The sequence below is a fragment of the Comamonas sp. Z1 genome, assembly GCF_008121555.1.
Classification (GTDB): domain Bacteria; phylum Pseudomonadota; class Gammaproteobacteria; order Burkholderiales; family Burkholderiaceae_C; genus Comamonas; species Comamonas thiooxydans.
The window spans coordinates 77641-102321 of the sequence record NZ_VOQT01000001.1; the positions used below are offsets into that span (position 1 = coordinate 77641).

At 60.1% G+C, this 24681-nt stretch carries 25 protein-coding genes; 15 read left to right on the forward strand and 10 right to left on the reverse strand.

Annotation, left to right across the window (positions count from 1 at the left end; translation table 11 throughout):
• Positions 1-13 precede the first annotated feature (13 nt).
• From folD to FSY45_RS00380, 3 genes are all read left to right on the forward strand, one after another.
• Positions 14-868 carry a bifunctional methylenetetrahydrofolate dehydrogenase/methenyltetrahydrofolate cyclohydrolase FolD gene (folD, locus tag FSY45_RS00370; protein WP_046462449.1) on the forward strand — a complete coding sequence of 285 codons (855 nt, stop codon included), beginning with the start codon at positions 14-16 and terminating at the stop codon, positions 866-868.
• Between the two features lie 199 nt (positions 869-1067).
• Positions 1068-3119 (forward strand): M3 family metallopeptidase, encoded by a 2052-nt coding sequence (locus FSY45_RS00375; protein ID WP_148747885.1) that lies wholly within the window; start codon positions 1068-1070, stop codon positions 3117-3119.
• Between the two features lie 217 nt (positions 3120-3336).
• Entirely contained in the window at positions 3337-4035 is a 699-nt protein-coding gene (locus FSY45_RS00380) for a glutaredoxin family protein (protein ID WP_046462502.1), read from the forward strand.
• Between the two features lie 118 nt (positions 4036-4153).
• On the opposite strand, the gene rpiA is transcribed toward FSY45_RS00380, so the two are convergent.
• A complete protein-coding gene (gene rpiA, locus FSY45_RS00385) occupies positions 4154-4852 on the reverse strand; it encodes a ribose-5-phosphate isomerase RpiA (RefSeq protein ID WP_046462451.1) in 699 nt (232 codons plus the stop codon).
• 34 nt (positions 4853-4886) lie between these two features.
• Here rpiA and FSY45_RS00390 point away from each other — a divergent pair, with 34 nt between their 5' ends.
• Complete coding sequence (locus tag FSY45_RS00390) at positions 4887-5945, forward strand: quinone-dependent dihydroorotate dehydrogenase (RefSeq protein ID WP_046462452.1); 1059 nt, start codon at positions 4887-4889, stop codon at positions 5943-5945.
• 79 nt (positions 5946-6024) lie between these two features.
• Here the strand turns inward: FSY45_RS00390 and FSY45_RS00395 are convergent, their stop codons facing one another.
• The 3 genes from FSY45_RS00395 to FSY45_RS00405 are packed head-to-tail and all read right to left on the reverse strand — an operon-like array spanning position 6025 to position 7139.
• Positions 6025-6399, reverse strand: coding sequence for a hypothetical protein (locus FSY45_RS00395; RefSeq protein WP_039051047.1), 375 nt, complete (start codon positions 6397-6399; stop codon positions 6025-6027).
• 1 nt (position 6400) lies between these two features.
• A complete protein-coding gene (locus FSY45_RS00400; protein ID WP_012838300.1) occupies positions 6401-6802 on the reverse strand; it encodes a phage holin family protein in 402 nt (133 codons plus the stop codon).
• A gap of 25 nt (positions 6803-6827) precedes the next feature.
• Positions 6828-7139, reverse strand: coding sequence for a DUF883 domain-containing protein (locus FSY45_RS00405; protein ID WP_004340823.1), 312 nt, complete (start codon positions 7137-7139; stop codon positions 6828-6830).
• Positions 7140-7732: 593 nt separating this feature from the next.
• Here FSY45_RS00405 and dsrO point away from each other — a divergent pair.
• From dsrO to FSY45_RS00435, 6 genes are all read left to right on the forward strand, one after another.
• The gene (dsrO, locus tag FSY45_RS00410) at positions 7733-8581 is read left to right on the forward strand and encodes a sulfate reduction electron transfer complex DsrMKJOP subunit DsrO (protein ID WP_046462453.1); all 849 of its coding nucleotides are present in this window, start codon (positions 7733-7735) and stop codon (positions 8579-8581) included.
• Between the two features lie 13 nt (positions 8582-8594).
• Positions 8595-9635: an NrfD/PsrC family molybdoenzyme membrane anchor subunit gene (gene nrfD / locus FSY45_RS00415; protein WP_046462454.1), complete on the forward strand. Its 1041-nt coding sequence runs from the start codon at positions 8595-8597 to the stop codon at positions 9633-9635.
• Between the two features lie 106 nt (positions 9636-9741).
• Entirely contained in the window at positions 9742-12933 is a 3192-nt protein-coding gene (locus tag FSY45_RS00420; protein WP_046462455.1) for a tetrathionate reductase subunit A, read from the forward strand.
• 726 nt (positions 12934-13659) lie between these two features.
• Entirely contained in the window at positions 13660-14334 is a 675-nt protein-coding gene (locus FSY45_RS00425; RefSeq protein ID WP_004340813.1) for a hypothetical protein, read from the forward strand.
• A 79-nt stretch (positions 14335-14413) separates the two neighbouring features.
• The gene (locus tag FSY45_RS27725) at positions 14414-15121 is read left to right on the forward strand and encodes a hypothetical protein (protein ID WP_171832509.1); all 708 of its coding nucleotides are present in this window, start codon (positions 14414-14416) and stop codon (positions 15119-15121) included.
• 333 nt (positions 15122-15454) lie between these two features.
• A complete protein-coding gene (locus FSY45_RS00435) occupies positions 15455-15994 on the forward strand; it encodes a DUF1697 domain-containing protein (protein WP_046462456.1) in 540 nt (179 codons plus the stop codon).
• A gap of 88 nt (positions 15995-16082) precedes the next feature.
• On the opposite strand, the gene FSY45_RS00440 is transcribed toward FSY45_RS00435, so the two are convergent.
• Both FSY45_RS00440 and FSY45_RS00445 read right to left on the reverse strand, forming a co-directional pair.
• Positions 16083-16712: a DUF2625 domain-containing protein gene (locus FSY45_RS00440; protein WP_039051052.1), complete on the reverse strand. Its 630-nt coding sequence runs from the start codon at positions 16710-16712 to the stop codon at positions 16083-16085.
• Between the two features lie 115 nt (positions 16713-16827).
• A complete protein-coding gene (locus FSY45_RS00445) occupies positions 16828-17250 on the reverse strand; it encodes a VOC family protein (protein WP_148747886.1) in 423 nt (140 codons plus the stop codon).
• A 438-nt stretch (positions 17251-17688) separates the two neighbouring features.
• Here FSY45_RS00445 and FSY45_RS00455 point away from each other — a divergent pair, with 438 nt between their 5' ends.
• Together FSY45_RS00455 and FSY45_RS00460 are read left to right on the forward strand one after the other, a co-directional pair.
• Positions 17689-18606 (forward strand): LysR family transcriptional regulator, encoded by a 918-nt coding sequence (locus FSY45_RS00455; RefSeq protein WP_046462488.1) that lies wholly within the window; start codon positions 17689-17691, stop codon positions 18604-18606.
• A 169-nt stretch (positions 18607-18775) separates the two neighbouring features.
• Entirely contained in the window at positions 18776-20407 is a 1632-nt protein-coding gene (locus FSY45_RS00460; RefSeq protein ID WP_046462489.1) for an ATP-binding cassette domain-containing protein, read from the forward strand.
• A 143-nt stretch (positions 20408-20550) separates the two neighbouring features.
• Here FSY45_RS00460 and FSY45_RS00465 read toward each other — a convergent pair whose 3' ends face one another.
• Entirely contained in the window at positions 20551-20961 is a 411-nt protein-coding gene (locus FSY45_RS00465; RefSeq protein WP_039051055.1) for a hypothetical protein, read from the reverse strand.
• Positions 20962-21195: 234 nt separating this feature from the next.
• Here FSY45_RS00465 and FSY45_RS27730 point away from each other — a divergent pair, with 234 nt between their 5' ends.
• Positions 21196-21342 carry a hypothetical protein gene (locus FSY45_RS27730; RefSeq protein ID WP_171832508.1) on the forward strand — a complete coding sequence of 49 codons (147 nt, stop codon included), beginning with the start codon at positions 21196-21198 and terminating at the stop codon, positions 21340-21342.
• Between the two features lie 58 nt (positions 21343-21400).
• On the opposite strand, the gene FSY45_RS00470 is transcribed toward FSY45_RS27730, so the two are convergent.
• Positions 21401-21682, reverse strand: a complete 282-nt coding sequence (locus FSY45_RS00470) for a YkvA family protein (RefSeq protein ID WP_012838288.1) — start codon at positions 21680-21682, stop codon at positions 21401-21403.
• A 169-nt stretch (positions 21683-21851) separates the two neighbouring features.
• Positions 21852-22385: a GNAT family N-acetyltransferase gene (locus tag FSY45_RS00475; protein ID WP_004340770.1), complete on the reverse strand. Its 534-nt coding sequence runs from the start codon at positions 22383-22385 to the stop codon at positions 21852-21854.
• Between the two features lie 145 nt (positions 22386-22530).
• Here FSY45_RS00475 and FSY45_RS00480 point away from each other — a divergent pair, with 145 nt between their 5' ends.
• Positions 22531-22956, forward strand: a complete 426-nt coding sequence (locus FSY45_RS00480) for a molybdopterin-binding protein (RefSeq protein ID WP_046462490.1) — start codon at positions 22531-22533, stop codon at positions 22954-22956.
• A complete protein-coding gene (gene tsaA, locus FSY45_RS00485) occupies positions 22956-23438 on the forward strand; it encodes a tRNA (N6-threonylcarbamoyladenosine(37)-N6)-methyltransferase TrmO (protein ID WP_046462491.1) in 483 nt (160 codons plus the stop codon). The genes FSY45_RS00480 and tsaA overlap by 1 nt, the downstream gene beginning before the upstream one ends.
• A gap of 81 nt (positions 23439-23519) precedes the next feature.
• On the opposite strand, the gene FSY45_RS00490 is transcribed toward tsaA, so the two are convergent.
• Positions 23520-24647 carry a suppressor of fused domain protein gene (locus tag FSY45_RS00490; RefSeq protein WP_046462492.1) on the reverse strand — a complete coding sequence of 376 codons (1128 nt, stop codon included), beginning with the start codon at positions 24645-24647 and terminating at the stop codon, positions 23520-23522.
• Positions 24648-24681 lie beyond the last annotated feature (34 nt).

Below are 24681 nucleotides of genomic sequence, written 5' to 3' on the forward strand. Positions count from 1 at the left end.
TGGTACTCCAGCAATGACAGCCCAACTCATCGACGGCAAAGCCCTCTCCGAACAACTGCGCAAGGAAGTCGCCACCCGCGCGGCAGCGCTCAAGGCCAAGGGCGTCACGCCCGGGCTGGCCGTAGTTCTGGTGGGCGACAACCAGGCTTCCCAGGTCTACGTGCGTAACAAGGTCAAGGCCTGCGAAGACGTGGGCTTCCACTCGGTGCTGGAAAAGTACGATGCCTCCATGACCGAAGCCGAACTGCTGGCACGTGTCGAAGCGCTGAACAACGACCCGAGCATTCACGGCATCCTGGTGCAGTTGCCCTTGCCCAAGCACATCGACGACCACAAGGTCATCGAGACCATCTCCCCCGCCAAGGACGTGGATGGCTTCCACGTGGCCAGCGCCGGCGCACTGATGGTCGGCGAAGTCGGCTTCAAGGCCTGCACGCCCTATGGCTGCATGAAGATGCTGGAATCCATCGGCATGAAGGATCTGCGCGGCAAGCACGCCGTGGTCATCGGCCGCTCCAACATCGTGGGCAAACCCATGGCCATGATGCTGCTGGCCGCCAATGCCACGGTCACCGTCACCCATAGCGGCACCGCCGATCTGGCTGCCATGACACGCCAGGCCGACATCATCGTCGCGGCCGTGGGCAAGGTGGATGTGCTGACCGCCGACATGGTCAAGCCCGGTGCCGTGGTCATCGACGTAGGCATGAACCGCAATGCCGAAGGCAAGCTCTGCGGCGACGTCGACTTCCACGGCGTCAAGGAAGTTGCTGGCTACATCACCCCTGTGCCCGGTGGTGTCGGCCCCATGACGATTACCATGCTGCTGGTCAACACCATGGAATCGGCAGAGCGCGCCGCAGGCTGACGCCCTCCGAGCCGCCCCGCGGCTTCTCCCTCTCTGGCTCTGATCGCCCGAGGGGGGCGACAGCTTTGCTGCGCGGTGGCGCTTGCACGCAGTCCTGGCGCGAGCACGCTTCTGACCACAGGCTGACGCTATGAAGGCGATAGCAATAAATACCCTGAGAGCGCTTGATTTTCCCGACCTTGCCGGCACTTAATACAGCATGAGCAATCCACTTCTCGAATCCTCCTCCCTGCCCTTGTTTGACCGCATTCAGCCTGCGGATGTGGCACCCGCCATCGACACTTTGCTGGCCCGTGCCAGCGAGGCGCTGGAGACCGTGGTTGCACCGGACTTCCCCGCACAGTGGGAGGCCATCTCTGCCGTGCTGGACGTGGCGACTGAAAAGCTGGGCACTGCCTGGTCGGCCATCAATCACCTCAACAGCGTTGCCGACACCCCGGAGTTGCGCGCGGCCTATAACGAAGCCCTGCCCAAGGTCACCGAGTTCTGGACCAATCTGGGCGCCGATGAACGCCTGTACGCCAAGTACAAGGCCATTGACCCGGCCAGCCTCAACAAGGAGCAGCGCGCCGCCTGGGACCATGCCATGCGCGGCTTTGTGCTCTCGGGCGCCGAACTGCAGGGCGCTGCCAAGGAACGCTTTGCGCAGATTCAGGCCCGCTCGGCCGAGCTGGCCCAGAAATTCAGCGAGAACGCGCTGGACGCCACCGATGCCTTTGCCTACTACGCCAGGATTGACGAGCTGGAGGGCGTTCCGGCCGATGTGATCGCTGCGGCCAAGGCCGGCGCCGAAGCCGATGGCAAGGAAGGCTACAAGCTGACGCTTAAGATGCCCAGCTATCTGCCGGTGATGCAGTTTGCCAAGAGCAGCGCACTGCGCGAAAAGATCTATCAGGCTTATGTGACCCGGGCCTCCGACCAGGCCGAGGGCGACGGCAAGCGCTTTGACAACACCGCCGTGATGAAGGAAATTCTCGCCCTGCGTCTGGAAGAGTCCCAGTTGCTGGGCTACAGCAATTTCGGCGAAGTCTCGATCGTGCCCAAGATGGCCGATTCGCCCCAGCAGGTCATAGACTTTCTGCGCGATCTGGCGCAACGTGCCCGCCCCTATGCCGAAAAGGACGTGGCCGATCTGCGCGCCTTTGCCCAGACCGATCTCGCCATTGCCGACCCCAAGCCCTGGGACTGGGCCTTCATCGGCGAAAAGCTCAAGGAGGCCCGCTATTCCTTCAGCGAGCAGGAACTCAAGCAATACTTTCCAGCCCCCAAGGTGCTGGCCGGCCTGTTCAAGATTGTCGAGACCCTGTTCGAAGTCTCCATCCGCCGCGATGAAGCCCCGGTCTGGAACCCCTGCGTGGAGTTCTACCGCATCGAGCGCTCCAGCGCACAAGGCCCACAGTTGGTCGGCCAGTTCTACCTGGACCCGCAGGCGCGCAAGGGCAAGCGCGGCGGCGCCTGGATGGACGATGTGCGCACGCGTTGGCTGCGCCCCGACACCCATCAGCTGCAAACGCCCGTGGCCCATCTGGTCTGCAATTTCGCATCCGGCGTGGACGGCAAACCCGCGCTGCTCACGCACGATGACGTGATCACCCTGTTCCACGAAACCGGCCACGGTTTGCACCACATGCTCACGCAGGTCAACGAACGCGATGTCTCGGGTATTGCCGGCGTGGAATGGGATGCAGTCGAGCTGCCCAGCCAGTTCATGGAAAATTTCTGCTGGGAGTGGGATGTGCTCAAGCACATGACTGCCCATGTGGACACGGGCGAGGCCTTGCCCCGCGCGCTGTACGACAAGATGATTGCGGCCAAGAACTTCCAGTCCGGCATGCAGACCCTGCGCCAGATCGAGTTCGCGCTGTTCGACATGCTCCTGCACACCGAGCACAATCCGGCAGACGACTTCATGGCGCTGCTGAACCAGGTGCGCGCCGAGGTGTCCGTGCTGCAATCGCCAGCCTACAACCGCATGGCACACACTTTCAGCCATATCTTTGCTGGTGGCTATGCCGCCGGTTACTACAGCTACAAATGGGCCGAGGTGCTGAGCGCGGACGCTTATGCGGCTTTTGAAGAAACCATGTTGGCCGATGGCTCGCCCAACCCCGAGACCGGCCGCAAGTACCGCGAGTCGATTCTGGAAGCCGGCGGCAGCCGCCCTGCCATGGAGTCCTTCAAGGCCTTCCGTGGCCGCGAGCCGCAGATTGACGCCCTGCTTCGCCAGCAAGGCATGAGCCAGGCCGCCTGAGCCTTCTGCTGCCACCTGCCCAAAAGCGCCCTGCCCGGGCGCTTTTTCATGTCTGCCATTGCCCCGATAAGAGAGACCCAAGACTGACGCAAGCTGACTCACGCAACGAGGTCAGATCAAGACAAGCCTGAGCATGGGAGCAGACAGTCCTACATGCAAGCTATGCTCTGCCCATTGGCGCTTGCACCCTCAAACCACTTCATTGACCAAGATTGAGATGTCACGATCTTTCATTGCCCGGCCTTCGGCCGAGAAGCCGACCTCCGGCAACGCCCTGCTGCTGACAATGCTTGTAGCCGCCTTTGCCGCATTGGCGAGCGGAGTCAGCCAGGCCCAGAACCTTTATCGCAGTGTAGGCCCCGATGGGCGAGTCACTTATTCCGACCGGGCCATCAGCACCAACGCCAAACCCAGTGCCGAAGCCGCGAGCAATGCCGATGGCCCGGCGTCTTCAGCCAACGCGCAGCTGCCTTACGACTTGCGCCAGGCGGCCAATCGCTATCCCGTCATGATCTATACGGGCAAGGACTGTGGTCCCTGCGACGAGGCTCGGTCTCATCTGCAGAACCGCGGCATCCCGTTCAACGAGCGCACCATAGATACCAGCAGCGATGTTGCAGCGCTGCGCAAGCTCAGCGGACAGGACAACCTGCCCTTTGCCACCATCGGCAACCAACACCTCAAGGGCTTTGGCGCCGACAGCTGGGACCAATACCTGAGCGCTGCCGGCTACCCCAAGCAGCCCCAGCTGCCGAAGAACTACAAAGCCCCCGCTGCCAAGCCCTTGACCGTACCGGCGCCAGCCGCGACCGATGCGGTCAAGCCTGCAGAGCGTCCCGCTGCACGCATCACGGCGCCCGCAGCCCCCGCCCCTGGCGCACCCACACCCGACAACCCCGCAGGCCTGCGCTTCTAGAATTCATGAATTTCAATAAAATCAGGCTCTAACGCTTACCCATCAAGCGCTAGCAGCAATCAATTTCATAAAAAAGCCACCTACACAAGCAGGTGGCTTTCGGGCCGCTGCTTGCTGCTTAGTATTCCAGCGTCTGCACGCCTTGCGCGGTTCCCAGCAGGCAAACCGCAGCCTTCTGATGGGCAAACACGCCGACGGTCACCACGCCGGGCCACTGGTTGACTTCGGACTCGAAGGCCAGCGGCTCGGCGATCTTCAGACCGCGGACATCCAGAATATGCTGGCCGTTGTCGGTCACCAGCGGCGCACCATCCTTCATGCGAATCTGCGCCGTCACTTCAGCGCCCATGGCTTCGAAGCGACGCGCGATCTGGGCTGCCGCCATGGGGATGACTTCCACGGGCAGCGGAAAATTGCCCAGCACTTGCACGCGCTTGGATTCATCGGCAATACAGACAAAACGCTGAGCCAGCGCCGCCACGATCTTCTCGCGCGTCAGCGCCGCACCGCCGCCCTTGACCATATAGCCCTTGCCGTCGATCTCGTCGGCACCGTCGATATAGACAGCCAGGCTGGTGACTTCATTGGCATCGAATACCTTGATGCCCAGTGCCTTCAGGCGCTCGGTACTGGCCACGGAGCTGGAGACGGCGCCAGGAATCTGATCCTTGATAGTGGCCAGTGCATCAATGAATTTGTTGACCGTGGAGCCTGTGCCCACGCCCACAATTTCACCGGCGACCACATATTTCAGGGCAGCTTGTCCGACCAAAGTTTTCAGTTCATCTTGAGAAAGAGGTGCAGCAGATGTCGTCATGAGGGAAAATCCAGGTAATCCTGCGATTATCCCCATGTCTCTTATTCCTTACTCACTGACGCGTCCTATTCTTTTCGGCATGGACCCCGAAGCGGCCCACGACCTCACCATGAATTTCATGGCCAAGGGTCAAAATACCCTGCTCCAAAAGGCCTGGGCGCGCCCTCTGATCAACGACCCCATCGAGCTGGCGGGCCTCAAGTTCCCGAACCGTGTGGGCATGGCCGCAGGCCTGGACAAGAATGCGCGCTGCATCGATGCGCTGGCCGCCATGGGTTTCGGCTTTGTGGAAGTGGGCACCGTCACACCCCGCCCCCAGCCCGGCAATCCCAAGCCCCGCATGTTCCGCATCCCAGAAAAAAATGCGCTGATCAACCGCCTGGGCTTCAACAACGAAGGCCTGGATGCGTTCCTGGCCAATGTGCGTCGCTCGCAAGTGCGCGCAAAAGCAGGAAACAATGGCGGCGCCATGCTGCTGGGCCTGAACATCGGCAAGAACGCCACAACCCCCATCGAAGAGGCCACCAGCGACTACATCAAGGCGCTGGACGGCGTGTACCCTCATGCCGACTATGTGACTGTCAACATCAGCTCACCCAACACCAAGAATCTGCGTGCCCTGCAAAGCGACGAGGCACTGGATGCGCTGCTGGGTGCGATTGCCAATCGCCGCGAACAGCTTTCCAGCCAGCATGGCAAGCGCACGCCGGTGTTCGTGAAGATCGCTCCCGACCTCGATGAAGAGCAGGTCGGCGTCATTGCTGCAACGCTGGAGCGCCATGGCATGGATGGCGTGATTGCCACCAACACCACCATCAGCCGCGATGCCGTCAAGGGTCTGCAGCATGCCGAAGAAGCTGGCGGACTGTCCGGCGCGCCCGTGCTCGAAGCCAGCAACCAGATCATTCGCCAGCTGCGCTCAGCCCTTGGCAGCCGCTTTCCCATTATTGGCGTGGGCGGCATCCTGAGCGGCGCCGACGCCGTGAGCAAGATCCGCGCAGGTGCTGATGTGGTGCAGATCTACAGCGGCCTGATCTATCGCGGCCCCGATCTTGTGACCGAAGCCGCCCAGGCCATCGCCCATATGCACTGAACTTGACGCGTGGCCTGGCTGCGCACAAAGAAACAGCCCGTCATGCCTGAGCCTGACGGGCTGTTTTTTTGGGCCCCCTTCAGCCGCGTGCGCGCTGCTGCAGCTTGAGAATCCAGGGCAGTGCTGCGCTGCCCCAGCGAATCAGCTTGCGCGGTCCCAGAACCATGAGCAAGCCCCCCGCTGCCGCCGTTGCCAGCGGATGCAGACGCACAAAAGACAGCAGGCGTTCGGGCAGGGGAGCATCGGCGTCCACATGCGCAGGCTGCGTGCTGCGCAAGGCCAGCGCCTGCGCCTTGGCAGCGGCTCGGGCCTTGATGCGCGCGCGTTGCTTGGCAATGCGCGACAGCACCAGCTTTTGCTCGGCGGTCGCTTCATCCCAGAGCCGAGCATCCATGCCTGCGGGCTTGACGGGCTCCAACTCTGTGGATCGCGAATCGGGAGAGATGCTGTTCATGCTAAATCCTCTCCTTCATCGCCTGCCAATCCGATTTGAGCTCGCGCCGCGTGAGCCTGAATGGACTGGAGAGTTGATTGACAGCTGCCAGCAGTCGCCACAGCCCCAGGCCCCAGACCAGAACCCAGCCACCGACCAGCAGCCACGCCACCAGCTGACGATGCTCGCTATCCCAGAACTGCACGAGCACAGCCATGGACAGGACAATGAGCACGACCACGGTAAGTGCGCCGAGCACAATGGCCAGCACCGCCAGCGTTTGCATGCTGCGCTTGTGCTGTTGCCACTCAAGCTGCGCAAGATCAACACGATCTTCGGCCGCGATCGCGGCCTCGTTGAGATTGGCACGCCAGCGCTCCAGCAGGGAATCAAGACCTAGTAGTGAAATCAAATTCACAGGCACTTGTCCTTTTGCAGCTCAGCAATGCTTAGCGACGGCCCAGCATGAAACCCAGCAGTGCACCCACTGCCAGCGCGGCACCGGCGACGCGCCAGGGTTCGTCGTGGGCATAACGATCCGCCACATCGGCAGCTTCGCGCGCCTGACGAGCGGCGTCCTGAGCCGCACGCACGGCAGACTCGCGCACGTTGGCCATGCCGTCGTCGATGCGTTGACGAAGCACGCTGATTTCAGGAAGCTTGTCCAGTTCACGGGCAGACAGCAGACCGCGCAGATCGCTGACCAGTTTTTCCAGATCGTCTTGGGCGGTGGAAACGGCGTCGGAAACAGAGCGTGACATATCGATCCTTTCAATGTGACGAAATTGGAATATCGCATGCACTTGGCAGTGCACCAAGATAGCTGCGAGACAGCAAGCATCAGGGCCGGCCGCTCATAAAACCTGCAGCATGTGAACATCTTACAGAAAACGCACCGCCTCCAAGAAACTCACGGGCCTGCGGCACTGTCGGACAGCAGCGAAACTGCCTCATGTCAAGGAATATAAAGCCGTTCAAGGCTCCAAACCAATCTGTTTGCTGCAGCAGCCTTTACGTTGGCGCAGCAGAGCGACCTCAGCCTGAGCTCAGGCATGCCGTGCATGCATAGCTTGACCTCCAGCATCTGCCGCCAAGCAAAGTGGATTACATACGGCAACACACTGATTGCTTAACAGTTCATTAATAAAGTGGCTGCATGCTCGGCAACAAGTCATCTGCTTGCGGGAGTTCCATTCAAAAAACGCTTAAGCAAGCGAAGACTTGACTCAAATCAAGTGGCGCAAACGGCAACTTTTATATAGTCAATTAGACATAAAAGATATTAATTTAATACTCTTTTATGTTTAAAGCATCAGGGTTTTCTGGTGCCAGTGCGACGATGAAAGGAAGGGCCATGCCACTTCAGAAACGAGAACTCTCCGACTGCGCAACCAGCAGTTCGGCCTGCACCTGCAGCACTCCATCCATTACCCAGGCACCTCAGCAGGCAGTGACTGCGCCCACCAAGCGCGGTTTTTTGCAGGATTTGATTGCCATGGCCGCCAGCCTCGGTGTTGTGGGCAGCGCCCGCGCAGCGCTGCCCGGCGACCCCAGCTTCCAGCCCCTGCGCCGACCCGGCATGCAAGGCAAGCGCTTCGGCATGCTGGTCGATATGCGCAAATGCATTGGCTGCCAGGCCTGCACAGTGAGCTGCTCGGTCGAAAACCAGCCCCCCATCGGCCAGTTCCGCACCACGGTGCTGCAATACGAAATCGACCAAGCCGGCGACACGGCTGCCGCCATGGTCAGTCTGCCGCGGCTATGCAACCACTGCGACGAACCGCCTTGCGTGCCCGTCTGCCCGGTGCAAGCCACATTTCAGCGCACCGACGGGATTGTTCTTGTCGATAACGAGCGCTGCGTGGGCTGCGGCTATTGCGTGCAGGCCTGCCCCTACGACGCGCGCTTCATCAATCACGAAACGCAGACTGCCGACAAATGCACCTTCTGCGAACACCGCCTGGAAGCCGGTCTGCTGCCCGCCTGCGTGGAAAGCTGCGTGGGTGGCGCGCGCGTGATTGGCGATCTGAACGACGCGCACAGCGAAATCAACCAGCGCATCAATGCTCACAAGGACGATATCAAGGTCCTCAAGCCCGGCATGAAGACCAAGCCGCACGTCTTCTACATCGGTCTGCCCGATGAGTTTGTGAACGGTGTCGATGGTCAGGCCACGGTTCGCCTTGTTGCCGAACATCTGTGAAAGGAGTGCCCTCATGCAAATCATTGAACTCCTGACCCCAGCCTACGAAGCGGCATGGTTGCCATGGGCCGTGCAGTATTTCTTTCTGGTCGGCATGGCCACGGGGGCCGCACTGCTGACTTCAGCCTGTGCGTTCGGGCCGGCCCAAGGCTTGCTCCAGCGCCTGCTGCCCACAGCGGTGCTGGTGCTGGCCATGAGTGCGATTGCCGCACCGGTGGCCCTGCTGGCCGACCTGCACCAGCCTGCGCGCTTCTGGCATTTCTATGCCCACCTCACGCCCTGGTCGTGGATGAGCCTGGGTGCCGTGCTCATGCCCACGTTTGTCGGGCTGTGCGTGTTGATGTGCGCGCTGTGGTGGCTGGGCAAGCAGCGGTTGATGCGCCTGCTGGTGCCTGTACTGGTGCTGTCCACGCTCAGCATCGTGGTCTACACGGGCGCCGAAATCATGGTCATCCGATCGCGCCCGCTGTGGAACACGCTGTGGGTACCGATCAATCTGGCACTCAGCGGCTGGCTGGCCACCGTGGGCATGGGCTTTGTGCTCTACCGCTTTCTGCCCCGATCCTTGCAGCCCGATGCTGCAGCCCTGCAAGGGCTGCGCAATCTGGGCCTGTGGCTGGCCACCGGCCTGATCGCCAGCGCCCTGACCTGGGGAATTGCCGGCATCGCGGGCCAGAGCCCTTCATTTGACATGGCTGTGCGCCTGTTCAATGAGTTCCCCGTCTGGCGCATCTCCATGCTTGGTTCGGCCGTGTTTGGAGCAGCCGTGGTGATGGCCCTGCTGCGCGGCGAGCATCGTCTGGCAGCCAAGGGCTACACCCTGGTGCTGGGCACCGGCCTGGCGGCATCTGCCTGGGCCTTCCGCTGGGCACTATTCATGGGCGTGCAGGGCGTGCCCAAATTCGGCGCCGGCCTCTATCTCTACAGCATGCCACTGGGCGGTGACGGCCTGATGGGCATGCTGGGCATGGCAGGCCTGTGCGTGGCACTGGTTGCGCTGACCACCTGGGCGCTGGAGCTGTTTCCGGTACGCAAACGAGCGGGCACTGTTTAAGAATCAAGCCAAATACGCCTAAAACGCAATATCAGCAAGCGCTTGCAGCTATCAATATCATAGAACCACTGCTGCGCCTGCCCTTCCCCATACCAAGGGCAAGACCATGAATGACAAGAAACTCTCCCCTGAACAATCACAAGACATCGAGGTCGATCGCACCGATGCCAGCCGCCGCCGCATGCTGCTGCGCGGCGGTGCCGTCGCAGGCGGTCTGGCAGCTTTTGCCGCAGGCTATGGCGAAACCGTGGCCAAGGGAGCCAAGGGGCTGATCACCGGCAGCTCGGGCAAAGCCACCCAGAGCGCCACGCGCGGCAACTCGCTGATGCCCGAATTCCGCATCGACCCCGTCAGTGGCAAACTGACGACCCAGCCCGGCCAGGTGGTCAGCCCCTCCTCGTGTCTGGGCTGCTGGACGCAGTGCGGCGTGCGTGTGCGCGTCGATACTGCCGACAACCGGATCATCCGTATCGCCGGCAACCCTTATCACCCGCTGGCCACCACCCACCCCGCGCCCATGGAAACACCGGTTCGCGAGGTCTACGCCATGCTGGGCGGTGACAACGGACTGGAAGGACGTGCCACCAGTTGCGCCCGTGGATCGGCCATGCTCGAGCACCAAAAAGCACCGCACCGCGTTCTCAAGCCGCTCAAGCGCGTTGGTCCACGCGGCTCCGGCCAGTGGAAGAGCATCACGCTCGAAGAGCTGGTTCAGGAAATCTGCGAAGGCGGCGATCTCTTCGGCGAAGGCCATGTGGATGGCCTGCGCGCCATCCGCGACGTCAACACGTTGATCGATGAAGCCAATCCCGAATACGGCCCAAAGTCCAACCAATTGCTGGTGACGGAGGCCGCCAACGAAGGCCGTACTCCGCTGGTCAACCGCTTTGCCAAACAATCGTTCGGCACCATCAACGTGTCCAACCACGGCTCTTACTGCGGCCAGACCTACCGGGTGGGCACGGGCGCGGCGCTGGGCGATATGGCCGGCATGCCCCACGGCAAGCCGGACTGGAAGAGCTCGCGATTTGGCCTGTTCATAGGCACCTCGCCGGCTCAGTCTGGCAACCCATTCCAGCGCGTGGGCCGCGAGCTGGCCGAAGCCCGCTCGCGCGGCGAGAACACCTATCGATACGTGGTGGTCTCGCCCATGCTACCCACATCGTCCAGTCATGCGGCAGGTGACAACAACCGCTGGCTGCCCGTCAAACCCGGCAGCGACCTGGCACTGGCCATGGGCCTGATCCGCTGGATCATCGACAACGAGCGCTATGACAAGCAGTTTCTGACCCAGCCCGGCCCCGCAGCCATGGCTAGCGTTGGCGAAGCCAGCTGGAGCAACGCCACCCACTTGCTGGTCAACGAGCCCAAGCATCCGCGCTACGGCCAGTTCCTGCGCGGCGCAGATATTGGTCTGCCCATGCCAGATCCTATCGACGAAAAAACACCCACCGAAGATGTGTATGTGGTGCAGCTGAACGATGGCAGCCTGGCCGCTCATACCGTGGCCCAACCCGCCGAACTGGTTGCCGAGCGCAAATTCACACCCATCAAGGCTGCCGACGCCACCGAAGAGCCTGCGCCTATCGCCGTCTGCACCGCCTTTGTCAAACTGCGCGCCGAAGCACACAGGAAGACGCTGGAGGAATACGCGACCCTGTGCGGCGTGCCCGTCAAGGAGATCGAGGAGTTGGCGCGCGAATTCACCAGTCATGGCAAACAGGCCGTGGCCAACTCGCACGGCGGCACCATGAATGGCTCGGGCTTTTACACCGCCTATGCCATTGCCATGCTCAACAACCTCATCGGCAACCTCAATGTGCGCGGCGGCTGGGTCATGGATGCCGGCCCGTTCGGCCCCTTTGGCCCGGGACCGCGATACAACTTTGCACAGTTTGAAGGCGCAGTCAAACCCCGGGGCGTGGCCCTGTCGCGCACCCGCTTCCCTTACGAAAAGACCAGCGAATTCAAGCGCAAAAAGGAAGCGGGTCAGAACCCCTACCCCGCCAAGGCGCCCTGGTATCCCGCGCCTGGCGGCCTTTCCAGCGAGATGCTGGCCGCCGGCATGCTGGGCTACCCCTACCCGGTCAAGGCCTGGATCAACCACATCAGCAACCCCATCTACGCCATGTGCGGCTTCGAGAATGCGCTGGCAGACTCGGTCAAGGACGTGAAAAAGCTACCGCTGTTTGTCTCAGTGGACCCCTTCATCAACGAGACCTCTGCTCTGGCCGACTACATCGTGCCAGACACCGTCACCTATGAGAGCTGGGGCATTGGCGCGCCCTGGGCCGACGTCGTAGCCAAGAGCAGCACAGTGCGCTGGCCCACGGTAGAAGCCGCCACGGCCAAAACGGCAGACGGCCAGGCCATCAGCTTCGAGACCTTCATCTTTGCCGTGGCCAAGCAATTGGGTCTGCCAGGTTTTGGCAAGAATGCGATGAGCACCAAGCAAGGCGAGCTGCTGGACCTGGAAAACGCCGAAGACTTCTACCTGCGCGGCATGTGCAATATCGCCTATCAGGCGGGCAAGCCTGTACCCGAAGCCAGCGATGACGACATAAAAATCACCGGCCTCGAGAAATGGATGCCATCGCTGGAACAGCGTGTCGCCCCCGAAGAAGTGCGCCGCGTCGCCATGGTCATGAGCCGTGGCGGCCGCTTCGACAAGGTTGAAGACGCATGGACGGACGACCAGCTCAAGCTGCAGGCCAAGTTCCCGGCCACTTTCTGGCACGAAGGTCTGTCCAGGATGCGCCACTCCATGACCGGCGAACGCTACAGCGGCTGCCCCACCTGGTACCCCACGCGCCTGGCCGACGGCTCGGACATGCGCCAAGTGTTTTCCGAACAAGACTGGCCGCTGACCATGACCAGCTACAAGTCCAACTTGATGAGCAGCATGTCCATCGCCGCCTCACGCCTGCGCCAGGTGCACCCGCACAATCCTGTGGGCATCAACAAGGCCGACGCGGCAAAACTGGGCATCGCCAATGGCGACCACATCGAACTCAGCACCCCCGGCGGCAAACTCCAAGGCGTGGCCCTGGTACGCGCTGGTATCGCGCCCGGTGCGATCGCCATTGAGCACGGCTACGGTCACAAGCAACTGGGCGCCGTGGCCCACAAGGTTGACGGCCAGCCCACCCATGCCAACCCACAGCACGGCAATGGCGTGAATCTCAATGCTCTGGGCTTTGTCGATCCGACCCGACCTGCCAAGGACAATGTCTGGATCGACTGGGTATCGGGGGCAGTGGTCAGGCAAGGGCTGCCAGTGAGAGTGAGAAAGGCTTGATAAGGGCCTAAAGCTCTGGCGGGCGATCGGGATGGAAAGTCCCGTCGCTCGCGCCTACGAGGGATGGCATTGAAACGACTGCCAACAACTTGCGGCGATATCTTGAACCTGGCGAGGAGCAACCGTATTGCCGACCATTGGCTTGCAACAAGAATCTGGGCCGGATTAGGCTCGCCCCGACATCGGACATGACAAACCACAAGCACCACTCCTGAGTGATCGTCTTTCAGCTTCTCCGAAAAATCAAAAAAGGTAATAAATCCACGAAATACTATTCAATCAAATGGGACAGTACATTATTTACAATTAAAAACCACTGGATATTGGTATTAAAAATCGAGAAGAACAAGATTGCTTTCTTCTCGGAAAATATTCGTATACAGCCATCTCAATATAGACAATTATATTGTTTTGAAACTTACACTTATAAACAATAATGGAATCATCTGATTTTGCTTCATTGTTGATAGCAATGTAGTTCTATATTTCAATAAATTGCACAAATAACGATAGCAGATCAACAGAATCCTAATTCGTGCCCAAACAAGGTATTTCTGTTTTCATCCGGCTTATTGAAACTGCCATTAACCGAAAGAACGTTTTGGAACAGGCATCTGCGACGCCAAAACGCAACTCCGGTTGGCATTGATCATTGTGCAATGGCAAATGGTCTTTCGCCTGAATTCATCCCCGTGGTCTGAGAACTCGCTATTCAAAGGAATGATCATGAAAAAGTCTTTGATTGTCATGGCGGTTGCTGCCTTGGCTGGTGTGGCATCTGCTGCGACCAATACGGGGACCAATGCGTCCTCAGGAACTTATTCCTCGGTTGCCAGCTCCGGCACAGGCAGCGCTGTGAGCTTCAATAGTGCGACGGCCAGCGCTCAAGCAAGCGGCTTTGGAACCAGCACCGGCACCACCGGCTCTTGGGGGCCTGTGGCCTCGGGGCAATCGAGTGTCGGCGGAAGCGCCTCCACCACAGGAACCGTCAGCAGTCTTGCTGCGACCAGCGGAGGCGGCGTTGCCGGCGGCTACGGAACCACCAACGCCAACGCACATTCGGACGTAGGTAGCAATTACCTCGGCCACGCTCCCGGCAAGTTGGTCAGCGGTGGCGCCGGAGGCTACGCCAACTCGAGCACCAACAATGTGGCTGGAACTGCATCCATCGGCAACGGCATTGCGGTGGTGAACAGCACTGCCCATACCAACTCCAACTTTGGCGGGAACTCGCAGGCGATCTCGGGCCCGGGAGGAACCTCGACCAGCAATAACTCCGGCGCCTCCTCTGTCGGCAACGCGACAACTACCGGCTTCAGCCTGGGCACAGCCTTCGGAGGCTCCAATGGTGGTGGAACTTCGGGTAATGCTTATGGATGGGCGAACTCGGCCGCCAACTAGATAAAGTCCGTGAACTCAGTTGTATTGCCCCCGAGTTGAGGCGTCCCAAGTCAAGACTCGGGGACAAAGGAGAAACAGCATGAAAGCCTCAATAGCCTTGCTAAGCCTTTGTGTCCCTTTGTGCAGCTTTGCGCAGAATGCCGATAGCAGTGCACAAAGCCTCTCCAGCTCCTCGTCAGTGGGAGCACAACAGAATCAATCCATCACCATCGTGAATCCGGTTGCCGCGGCGGACAGCCGATCAGTATCCAGCATCGAAAGCAGGTCGACCTCAAGCTCGGATCAAAACATCACGACCAGCGGAACCACCACCCAGAATCTGAACAACACGGTATCCGGGACATCCAGGAACATCGTCGAGTACAGCGGTACTTACACCGTGAAGAACGTTCCCAGCGTGAACGGCCCCAATCTCACGACCAGCAATGACACCTGCATGGGCAGCAGCAGCGGCAGTGCCAATGGCCCTGGCTTTGGCGTGAGCTTCGGCACAACCTGGACGGACGAGCATTGCAAACGCCTGAAAATGAGCCGTGAGCTCTGGAACAAGGGCATGAAGGCAGCTTCTCTGGCAATGGACTGCATGGATCCCGCCGCTCGCGTGGCACTGGAGATCACGGGTTCTAAATGCCCGCAATCCATGACCGCAGACGAGCGCCGCAACAACTACGGGCCGGATGCTTCGGCACAAGGCAGTCCTGCACCGTCTACCACGCAGGCCGTTTCTGGCACCAGTCTCGAGCAGGCAATCGAGCCCAGGCAAACGGCAAGCCTCTATCCGAACTGACGAGCGCTCAGGCCAATCCTGGCGGGCGGCACGAGGGCAGCCTGAGCCTGGGCGAATTCTGTGAAATGCAGCAGCAATCCGTGCAATGACCAGGGCTCTGGTCCAAGCCAAACACGGTTGGTGCTGCTGCGGAATCTCTGTCTCGTGGAAGGGAAAATCCATCTCAGCCTGATCCATTGTGGACTGCAAGTCCTCCTGAATCCTCTCCATCCAGGCAAACCTAATCTCGCGGGCTGTTGCGATACGCTAGCATCCTCTTTGCGCCTTGGTGCTCCGTCACATCGTGTGGGATTTCTCCGCCTGCCCCTTCGAGATCCGCTCCATTTATCAGTCATGCCCATCTATGTCGCTCTGCTGCGGGCCGTCAATGTCGGCGGAACCGGCAAACTCCCCATGACGGAGTTGAAGTCCATGTGCGAGGCCGAAGGGTTTGCGCAGGTACAGACCTATATTGCCAGCGGCAATGTGGTGCTGGATGCAGATTGCACCGAGCAGCAGCTCAAGTCGGCATTGGAGCGACGCCTGGCCAGTTATGCGGGTAAGCCCGTGGATGTCATCGTGCGCACGGCCCGGGAGATGACGGAGGTGCTGGCCAACAACCCCTTTCCCGAATCCCCGGGCAACCGCACTGTTGCCATCTTTCTCGATGAAGCACCACCAACAGACGCGCTGACCCAGATCAAAGGCCGCAACGACGAACAACTGCAGTTGGGACGGCGCGAGATCTATGTGGCTTATGGTGCTGGAATGGGCAGTTCCAAGCTCAGGATTGCAGCAGCTGCCCAAGGTACGGCCAGAAATATCAACACGATTGCCCAATTGGTTGAAATGGCGGCAGCACGCCATGAAGTTGCGACACGGAAAAAGCGCTGATACCCGCTTGAGCCTGTCGCACGCAGGCGGTGAAAGCGGCACAGCCACCTGACATCTCATCCTTTGTCTTGGCTCAGGCAGGCTCCTTCTATCCACTCTTGCTCATGAATGCATAGTGTTCTGCTGCCGGTACCGGCTTGCGTGCACTCGAATGTATGGAGCCCTGCTCCGTGAAGAGAAAAGGATAGAAGCTCATGCAAGCATCATTGCCCATGCCGGCCACCTCGGCTTCCCAGCCTTCCCAACGCAAATCACGGTAGAAGTCGCGCAGCCCACCTGTGAAAGCCCATTGCACAAAAGCCGTATGCCCCATCTCCAGCGATTCCCAGGCCCAGGTGTCCGGAGCCAGATAATGGACAGCCCCCAGATCCTCGCCCAGGGCCCCGCCATTGATGGCAAAGAATCCACCCACGGCATCGTCGGCAATCAGCAAAAATCCGCTGCTGCGCGCGCGATTCCACGCCGCGAGATCGCGTGTGAGCCTGGGATGCCCCGAGCCCAGCATTCTGAGCCAGCCCCCGTCGATGAGAATTCCACCGGTTCCATGAGCCATGGCCCCCAGAGGCGAGCGTGTCGTGACCTGCAAAGCAAGCAACACCGAGTCTCTCTGAGCCGACGGAGGAAGACATTCGACAGGAATGCTCGCATCCTGCGCCCAGGCTTGTATCAGCGACAAGGCCGGCTCGTCGCGCTCCAAAAGTTCTGCCAGTGCACGCATCGATCTCCTTTGATGCAAAAGTCAACAACATCGGAATTCTGACATTTGATCTTGGTATCCAGAAGCCTCGTGAAAGGCTTCAAATCGGTGCATGGCTCGACATTGACTTGATGGCTCATTCGCCAGGCATCGGCTTCGGCTGCTGGCTGACGCTTGGCAGTGTCTGGAGCGCTTGCTCCGAATGAGGATGTGACTGATTCAGCCCTATGGTGCAACCAAAGGGGTCAAGCAGCATTGCCGCAGCTGCACCAAGGCTTGTGACAATAGGACCTCGGTACAAAACTGCCCCTCTTTGTTCAAGTCTCCGTATCGCCTCCTGCAGATCAGCCACCTCCCAATAGACTGTCGCCCCGCCGACTCCACCCGGACACTTGCTGTCCTGCGGATGGAAACCAATCAGGCATCCCGGCGTCCTGATAAAAGCGTAGTGATGATTCTCGTATTGCACCTCGGCCTGAAACAATTCGGCATACCAGATAGCAGTGGCATCAATATCTTGGACAAACAGCACGACGGATTCAATTTGCTTCAGCAACATAAGCTCTCAAGGACTCTGCAAAACAGCGGTCCACAAAATATAGCGCTGGCCTGGTGCTAAAAGCAGCCGATATGCAGAAACCGAGATCTTCTGAGAAGCATGCCGCACAGGAGCCAGGAGCAACCGATCTCCGAGAATGTCGCTTCCTCCTCACCCTCCATTGGGCGGCACCCTGAAGCCCGCCCCTACTCGCGCCTCGGCACGCTCCAGCAAATTCCGGACTTGTGCCAGCCAGCGCTGTGCGCGGGCCTCCCCGGATCTTGCTGCTTCAAGCCCGTGCTTGGGCCCAGTTGCAGTCCTGTCATCCAATACGTCATAGCCCGTATCAGGGTCTTCAATTCGATGATTTTTCATGGTCGGTCAATGGTCTTGGGCCGCCAAACATCTGTAAAGTTGAATGATCTGACCATTCAGTTCAGAAAATCTGACTCAAAGTCCATGCGAAACCTGAATCTCGATCAGCTGCAGACGCTGATTGCCATCGCCGATCTCGGTACCTTTGCCGCAGCAGCCCAGGCGCTGCACCTGGCACCACCTACGGTCAGCCTGCACATCAAGGAGCTGGAGGCACGCATGAACGCCACGCTGTTGCTGCGCGGCAGGCGCCAGGCGGAGCTGACATCGGCCGGCCAGGTGCTGGTGCAGAAAGGACGCAAGCTGCTCGAGGCCGGCGACGACCTGATCGATCAGGTGCAGCGTCACGCCAGCGGCCGCGCCGGCCTGGTCAAGGTAGGCGTATCGGCCGGGGTCAATATCCGGCTGTTTCCGCTGATGCTCGACGCCCTCAGTCGTCACAGCCCGGGCATTGACATCAAGCTGGAGGCTGTGGGCTCAGCCGACTCCATGCAGCGCCTCAAGGCCGGAACACTCGATATCGCCCTGGTCGCCAGCCCGCAGGCGGAGACGGCCGAGATCATGCTCACGCCCTGGCGTAACGATCCCATGGTGGCCCTGTTGCCCTCAGCCTGGGAGGTCCCCGAACGGGTCAGCCCCGAATGGCTGGCAAGCCGCCCCTGGGCCTGCTTTGCTTCCGCCACGCAGATGCACGGTCTGATTGCCGGCTGGTTCGGCCAGGCAGGCCTGAGTCCTCGCCCATTCATTGCTCTGACCTATACCGAGGCGCTAAAAAGCCTGGCAGCCGCCGGTCAGGCTGCAGCCCTGCTGCCGCTGGAAGCCATGGAAGAGCAGCAGCAACAGAGCAGCGTGCAGATACGGCATCTGTCACCCACCTTGATGCGCCCCATGGCCATCGCCCATCGCCAATTGCCAACGCTGAACCCTGCGACCGCCAGCGTGCTGACGGTGCTGGCAGAGTTCGGCAATCAGGCAGCGGCGTGCGCGCCACAGCTCGCTTGACCTCAGCGCTGGACTGCCTAGAATTGAGAACTTTCGCTTTCAAACGAGACTCTTCACCCATGCGCCATTGATGCCGCCGTCTGATTGACGGCCACCTCCCCTCCTCCCAATCGCTGCCGTCCACATGTGCAGCCTGGGGATGTCAGGCATCACCCCATCGCATGGTCTTATGACAGAAACTCGCCTGACGCTGCATGGCGTCTCTTACACACTGCCCAATGGGCGGCCACTCTTTTCCAATCTTTGCTGCAACTTCGGCTCACAGCGCACGGCGCTGGTGGGCCGCAATGGAGTGGGTAAAACCGTGCTGGCACGCATTCTGGCTGGCGAGCTACCTCCCGGCAGCGGCGGCGTAACCCGTGCGGGCCGCATTCACTATCTGCCACAGAACCCTCTGACATCCCGTCCAGACCTGAGCATCGCTGCACTGGCAGGCCTGAGCGACACGCTGCTGGCACTGGAGCGTATTGAGCAAGGCAGCTGCGAAGCCAGCGACTACGAACTGCTAGCCGAGCGCTGGGACATACGTCAGCAGTTTCGGATGCAACTCGAGCGGATCGGCCTGCCTCCGCTGGCACCGCAAACACCTGCCAGCCAGCTCAGTGGCGGCCAGGCCATGCGCGTGGCGCTACTGGGTGCACAGCTGTCCCTGGCCGACTTTCTGATTCTGGACGAGCCCAGCAATCATCTGGACGCTGCCAGCCGCTCTGCCCTGGCGCAGCAACTGCAGCAATGGCGCAGCGGCCTGCTGCTGATCAGCCATGACAGAGTCTTGCTGGAGGTCATGGACTCAGTTGCGGAACTGACCCCCAGCGCAATCAACATCTACGGCGGAAACTACTCTTTCTACAGAGAAGTCCAGCGCCAGAAAACCCAGAATGCACAAGACGAACTGGCCCGCCTCAAGCTGGAACGCAGCCGCGCCGAGCAGGCCTTGCACACGCAGCAGGAGCGCCAGAGTCGCAGGCAGGCACGCGGTGAAAGACTGGGAAAGAACGGCAATCAGGCCAAGATTCTGCTGGACGCAGGCAAGGAACGCGCCCAGAGTTCGGGCGGCAAGCTGGCGACCCAGCAGGCCGCAGCGCGCGAAGCCCTGAACCAAAACGTGCGCGAGGCCGCCCTGGCACTGCAGCGCCAGGTGGACTGGCAGGCCGACAGCATCCACTGGCATGCGCCTCAAGAGCCGAGGAGCCAGGGAGACCGCATCGTTGCCGAGCTGCGTGATGTGCAACTGCCTCATGTTGGGCCGCACCCTCCTCTGAATCTGGTGCTGCGCGCCGGTCAGCGCCTGGCCGTCAGCGGCCCCAATGGCTGCGGCAAGTCCATGCTGTTGCAACTGCTGGCCGGGCAGTTGCAGCCGGTGACGGGCGAGCACTGCCTGAATACGCCGTTTGCGCTGCTGGACCAGCACCAGAGTCTCTTGCAAGCCGAATCACCGGTGCTGAGCCAGTTGCTGGCCGCCAGTCCGCGCACGCCCGAGTCGCTGCAACGTATGCGACTGGCACAGGTCGGGCTGGATGCGCGCCATATCGATCAGCCTAGCGGACAACTCAGCGGTGGCGAGCGCCTCAAGGCTGCCATGGCCTGTGCACTTTACCGTGACGAGCCAGCGCAATTGCTGCTGCTGGACGAACCCGACAACCACCTGGATCTGCCATCCCTTCAGGCGCTGGAGAACATGTTGCGCCAATACGCGGGCACGCTGATCATCGTCTCACACGACAGCATGCTGCTCCGGGCGCTGAAGTTGACGCACCAGCTGAGCTTTGCCGCTGAAACATGGACATTGACAACGCTCTGATCACTGCAACCGGCTCTGTCACCGTCATTACCGGCTAGCAGGTCCAGCCCTCGGTTGAATCTCGGTTGTGCAACGCCGTGCATTTTGCCCACGGTTCGGCAATGTTGAAGGCACCCTTACCCCCTGATTTCGACCTCAGGGGTTCAGGAGGTCTTTTTCCAGCTTCTTCCGTCCGTGGAGCGATAGTCACCACCCGTGGCACAGCAACCGCCCGCACCAAAAGCCATGCGCCCCAGTGTGACCCGCAGCACGCCTTCCTCATAGCGGATGGATTGACGCTGGCAGGAGGTGAAGAACGGGTATGGCTCGGGCGCCAGCACCTTTTCCCAGCGGACTTCGCCCTTTTCCAGAGGCTCCACAAGAAAGACCTCGCAATCGTGGACCAACAGGAGCACCGGCTGGCCTGCCAGCACGCCCTTGAAGACCTGCTCCGGCGCTGCATCACGCGTGGCCTGCGCCTGTTTGCTCAGAGGTGCTTGGGTTTCACCAGAGTTGCAGCCCGCCAGACCTGTCAGCGCCAGCAGCAGAAAGGAGAACAAGGGCTTTGCGATCATGAGAGTTCAGTATGCCAGTTGCTTGCCATCGCCACGACTGAAATCGTGTTGCAGAATCAAAGCAGTCATCCAGCATATTCCGTGTGATCCGCAATGTCTTCGTGCCCTACTACGCCGGCACGAGCGAGAAGCCCAATATCGCGCCCTCCTGGAGCACGGTGTCAGATCATCAGCGCAAGCTGTGTTTTTTCGAATCGGTCCACGCCCCATGCCCTCTGGGCGAATCTCAAGGCATTGGACTTCAACCCGAAAACCGACAAGATCAAGAAGCTTGAGCTGGGCGCAGGCCAGAGCCATGCCTCTTCGGGCAATGCCACGGCAGAACTCAAGCCCTCGGCACCGTTTCAATTTCTGGATATCCAAGGTCTGGCGGACTTGTAAAAAAAGCGACCAGCGCTGATGTATCAGCGCTGGTCGCTATGGTTGTAGTGATTGCGACTTAGCCGACCTTGGCGCCCACGCGTTCGCGCAGTGACGCCAGAAGCTCCGCCGGCAGAAATCTGAAAGCCAGTTGCAGCAGCAAAAAGCCGATCAGGCCATCGTCCAGCCAGCCCAGAATGGGAATGCTGTCGGGTACGAAATCTATGGGGCTGACGATATAGAGCGCCGCCAGCACGGTGACCAGCTTGGCCGCCCTGGGAGAACGCGGGTCGCGCAGCACGGCCCAGGCGAGCAGCAGCTCTTTGCGAAAGCGTGACAGCGCACGACCCAGTTTCCACATAGCAGTCACTCCGGCAAAAGTGAAAAAACCGAATCTTCAGTTGCGGTCGAACTGGACGATGGCAAGAGCGAGGCATTGCCGGTCTGCCACAGAATGTATCCAAGAGCCGAAACCCAAAAGCATCATTTGAATTATCGAAAAAGATTGATGCTCCTGATTTGACAGCAAATCAACCGTCGATAGGGTGTTCCGGCGTCTGCAGCGTGAGCTGGTAGAAGGCCAGATCCAGCCAGCGGCCGAACTTGAAGCCCACCTGGGGCATCAGTCCCACGGACTCGAAACCCAACCGCTTGTGCAGTGCAATGCTGCCCGCGTTGGCGGCGTCGATGGCACCGACGAGCACATGCACATCTCCACGCTGCCTGGCCTCGGCAATCAGCAGTTCCATCAATTGCTGCCCCAAACCTCGGCCCCGGTGCTGTGGATGGACATAGACCGAATGCTCGACCGTGTACTTATAGGCGGGGTAGGCGCGAAAACCTCCCCAGCTGCAAAAGCCCAGCAACCGGCCTTGCGCATCCTCGATGCCGATGACGGGGAAGCCGCCTGCACGTTTGGCCTCGAACCAGCTGACCATGTTTTGTGTCGTGCGCGGCTGGTAGTCGTAGAGCGCCGTGGAATTGACGATGGCATCGTTGAAAATGTCCAGAATCGCAGCGGCGTGGCGTTCGTGCGTGCATTGCACGATGTTCAGATCACTCATTTCTTGGCCTCAGGCACCCAAATCAGAGTCGGTATTATGGGCAAGGTCCAAGCAGTCGTGGCCCGCGCAGCGTTTAACTGCACAGGCGCGGGTGCTATAAGAATAGATTCAGCTTCCGTCCCGCCGGTATTTTCAGGAAACCCTCATGCAAAGCAGCGCACGCAACCAGTTCAAGGGCAGTGTCTCCCATATCAGCCACGGCATCGTCACCGATGAAGTCCAGATCCGTACCGAGCACAATGCGGAGCTGGTGGCGACCATCACGCATGGCAGTGCCGTCAGCCTGGGTCTGAAGGCCGGCAGTACGGTGATCGCCATGGTCAAGGCGCCGTCCGTGATGGTGGTGACGAATTGCGAAGGCGTGCGCTTCTCGGCGCGCAACCAGCTCAACGGCAAGATCACCCGAATCAAGTCCGGAGCAGTGAATACCGAAGTGACCATAGACGCCCAGGGCCTGCAGGTGGTGGCCATGGTCACCCAGGAAAGCACCGAAAACCTGGGCCTTGCCGTGGGCAAGACGGCTACGGCCTTGTTCAAGGCTTCTCAGGTCGTGCTGGCGGTGCTGCCCTGATGAACGAATCCATTGTTCTGCAGCCCATAGGCCGCGTACACAGCCCGTTCAAGCATGCCGTGGGCATGCCCATACAGACCGTGGCTGCCCAGCAGCATGAGGGAAAGATCGAGGTTTTTTCGCCTTTTGCCGCGGGTTTGCGTGATGTGCAGGAGTTTCAATACCTGATCCTGCTCACGCACTTGCATGAAGCTACGGAAAAGCTGGAAGTCGTGCCCTTTATGGACACCAGCAGCCATGGCGTTTTTGCCACAAGGGCGCCGGCAAGACCCAACCGCATCGGCCTGTCCATTGTCGAACTGCTTGGCATGGACGGATGCTGGCTGCATTTCCGCGGTAACGACATGCTGGATGGCACGCCCGTGCTCGACATCAAGCCCTATGTGCCGCAGCTGGATGTGCGCGAGACAGCACGCATAGGCTGGTTTGCCAGAGGGCTGGATCAGTTGCCGGGCAGGCTCTCCGACGAGCGCATGCGTTGAGAGCTATTTGTTTTCCGAGCTGGAACAGCTGATGCGTCTATCTCCAAAGCGCATGCGGCTACTTGATGTGTGGCATGGTACTTAACGCTCTTCGTACCTGCCGGTCACTCGCCCCTGGCTATCCGTCACCACACTGCTCTTGACCTGCCAGACCAGACCATCGAGTCCGGGCACGGTGTACTCGCCGTCGCGCCCCTTGACGGCCTGTTTCCAGGCCTGCATCTGAGCCTGGGTCAGGCTGAGCTTGAGCTCGTGGTCGCTATGCCAGTCCAGCATCCCGCCTTCACTGTCGCCGGCAGGCACCAGCTCCAGCGTGGAACCATCGCCTGCCAGAATCAGCGGGCGGCCATGAGGCAGGCGAGCCGGCAGCATGGCCTTTAGGTCGCGCACGCCCAGGCTTCCCAGACGTATCACGGTCTGCGGGCTGCGCAACAGGCGCTTGCGATGACTGAAGCCAAGCACATCGTTGTAGAGCACGCCCGTCTTGGAGCCTTCTCGTGCCGCCCCCGCATCGATGGCGGCCTGCATATCGGGCAAGTCATGCAGACTGGGCCGGGCCAGATCGGTGATCCACAACGGCATATAACTCTGCAGAGACTGCAGCGCTCCCAGCACATTCCAGCGGCGTACCTCGCGCAACTCGTCACTGGTCAACCCAACCAGCTGCAGAAACATCAGGTCACCATAGGGCGTGTGAATGGCCGGCAGCTCGGGATCCTGCACAAAGCCCATCTCGGTCAGCAGCGTGTCGGCATCGGCCTTGATAGGGCCGCTGGCCGTCATCCAGTGGCCGGGGGCCAGCACATTGCCGGTGCGAAATACATATCGAGCAATATTTTGCAAGAAGTTAACAGGCCAACTAGGCGGCTCCTGCTCGCTGACGGCACGCATCAGCCTGAAGCTCAACTCGAAACCATAGCCACTGGGCTTGCCTGGAGCGATGTCGTAGCTGTCGTCGAGATCGCCATACAAATCGCTGAAGCCATAACTGACATAGTGCCAGTGCGGCACGCCCTGCTCGCTGCGATAGACGCTGACGCCGTCCAGCGGCTCTTCTCCTCCAAGACGAAATTTGATCAGCGTCCCGAAATGCGCGGGCTGCTGATCGCCATAAACCGTCTGCAGCGCCCTATCGATTGCATCCCATCCCTGGCTGCCCTCTTGCCCGTTCGCGTGGGTTTGAGAGTCGTAGGTTTCGCGGGAATTCATGGCCTTTTTCTCCTTTGCCCCAAGTATCAAGGCT

What these genes read in the sequence shown, in the direction of transcription:
- folD (WP_046462449.1), top strand. Translation starts at nt 14, where the DNA reads ATGACAGCCCAACTCATCGACGGCAAAGCCCTCTCCGAACAACTGCGC.
- FSY45_RS00375 (WP_148747885.1), top strand. Translation starts at nt 1,068, where the DNA reads ATGAGCAATCCACTTCTCGAATCCTCCTCCCTGCCCTTGTTTGACCGC.
- FSY45_RS00380 (WP_046462502.1), top strand. Translation starts at nt 3,337, where the DNA reads ATGTCACGATCTTTCATTGCCCGGCCTTCGGCCGAGAAGCCGACCTCC.
- rpiA (WP_046462451.1), bottom strand. Translation starts at nt 4,852, where the DNA reads ATGACGACATCTGCTGCACCTCTTTCTCAAGATGAACTGAAAACTTTG.
- FSY45_RS00390 (WP_046462452.1), top strand. Translation starts at nt 4,887, where the DNA reads ATGTCTCTTATTCCTTACTCACTGACGCGTCCTATTCTTTTCGGCATG.
- FSY45_RS00395 (WP_039051047.1), bottom strand. Translation starts at nt 6,399, where the DNA reads ATGAACAGCATCTCTCCCGATTCGCGATCCACAGAGTTGGAGCCCGTC.
- FSY45_RS00405 (WP_004340823.1), bottom strand. Translation starts at nt 7,139, where the DNA reads ATGTCACGCTCTGTTTCCGACGCCGTTTCCACCGCCCAAGACGATCTG.
- dsrO (WP_046462453.1), top strand. Translation starts at nt 7,733, where the DNA reads ATGCCACTTCAGAAACGAGAACTCTCCGACTGCGCAACCAGCAGTTCG.
- nrfD (WP_046462454.1), top strand. Translation starts at nt 8,595, where the DNA reads ATGCAAATCATTGAACTCCTGACCCCAGCCTACGAAGCGGCATGGTTG.
- FSY45_RS00420 (WP_046462455.1), top strand. Translation starts at nt 9,742, where the DNA reads ATGAATGACAAGAAACTCTCCCCTGAACAATCACAAGACATCGAGGTC.
- FSY45_RS00425 (WP_004340813.1), top strand. Translation starts at nt 13,660, where the DNA reads ATGAAAAAGTCTTTGATTGTCATGGCGGTTGCTGCCTTGGCTGGTGTG.
- FSY45_RS27725 (WP_171832509.1), top strand. Translation starts at nt 14,414, where the DNA reads ATGAAAGCCTCAATAGCCTTGCTAAGCCTTTGTGTCCCTTTGTGCAGC.
- FSY45_RS00435 (WP_046462456.1), top strand. Translation starts at nt 15,455, where the DNA reads ATGCCCATCTATGTCGCTCTGCTGCGGGCCGTCAATGTCGGCGGAACC.
- FSY45_RS00440 (WP_039051052.1), bottom strand. Translation starts at nt 16,712, where the DNA reads ATGCGTGCACTGGCAGAACTTTTGGAGCGCGACGAGCCGGCCTTGTCG.
- FSY45_RS00445 (WP_148747886.1), bottom strand. Translation starts at nt 17,250, where the DNA reads ATGTTGCTGAAGCAAATTGAATCCGTCGTGCTGTTTGTCCAAGATATT.
- FSY45_RS00455 (WP_046462488.1), top strand. Translation starts at nt 17,689, where the DNA reads ATGCGAAACCTGAATCTCGATCAGCTGCAGACGCTGATTGCCATCGCC.
- FSY45_RS00460 (WP_046462489.1), top strand. Translation starts at nt 18,776, where the DNA reads ATGACAGAAACTCGCCTGACGCTGCATGGCGTCTCTTACACACTGCCC.
- FSY45_RS00465 (WP_039051055.1), bottom strand. Translation starts at nt 20,961, where the DNA reads ATGATCGCAAAGCCCTTGTTCTCCTTTCTGCTGCTGGCGCTGACAGGT.
- FSY45_RS00470 (WP_012838288.1), bottom strand. Translation starts at nt 21,682, where the DNA reads ATGTGGAAACTGGGTCGTGCGCTGTCACGCTTTCGCAAAGAGCTGCTG.
- FSY45_RS00475 (WP_004340770.1), bottom strand. Translation starts at nt 22,385, where the DNA reads ATGAGTGATCTGAACATCGTGCAATGCACGCACGAACGCCACGCCGCT.
- FSY45_RS00480 (WP_046462490.1), top strand. Translation starts at nt 22,531, where the DNA reads ATGCAAAGCAGCGCACGCAACCAGTTCAAGGGCAGTGTCTCCCATATC.
- tsaA (WP_046462491.1), top strand. Translation starts at nt 22,956, where the DNA reads ATGAACGAATCCATTGTTCTGCAGCCCATAGGCCGCGTACACAGCCCG.
- FSY45_RS00490 (WP_046462492.1), bottom strand. Translation starts at nt 24,647, where the DNA reads ATGAATTCCCGCGAAACCTACGACTCTCAAACCCACGCGAACGGGCAA.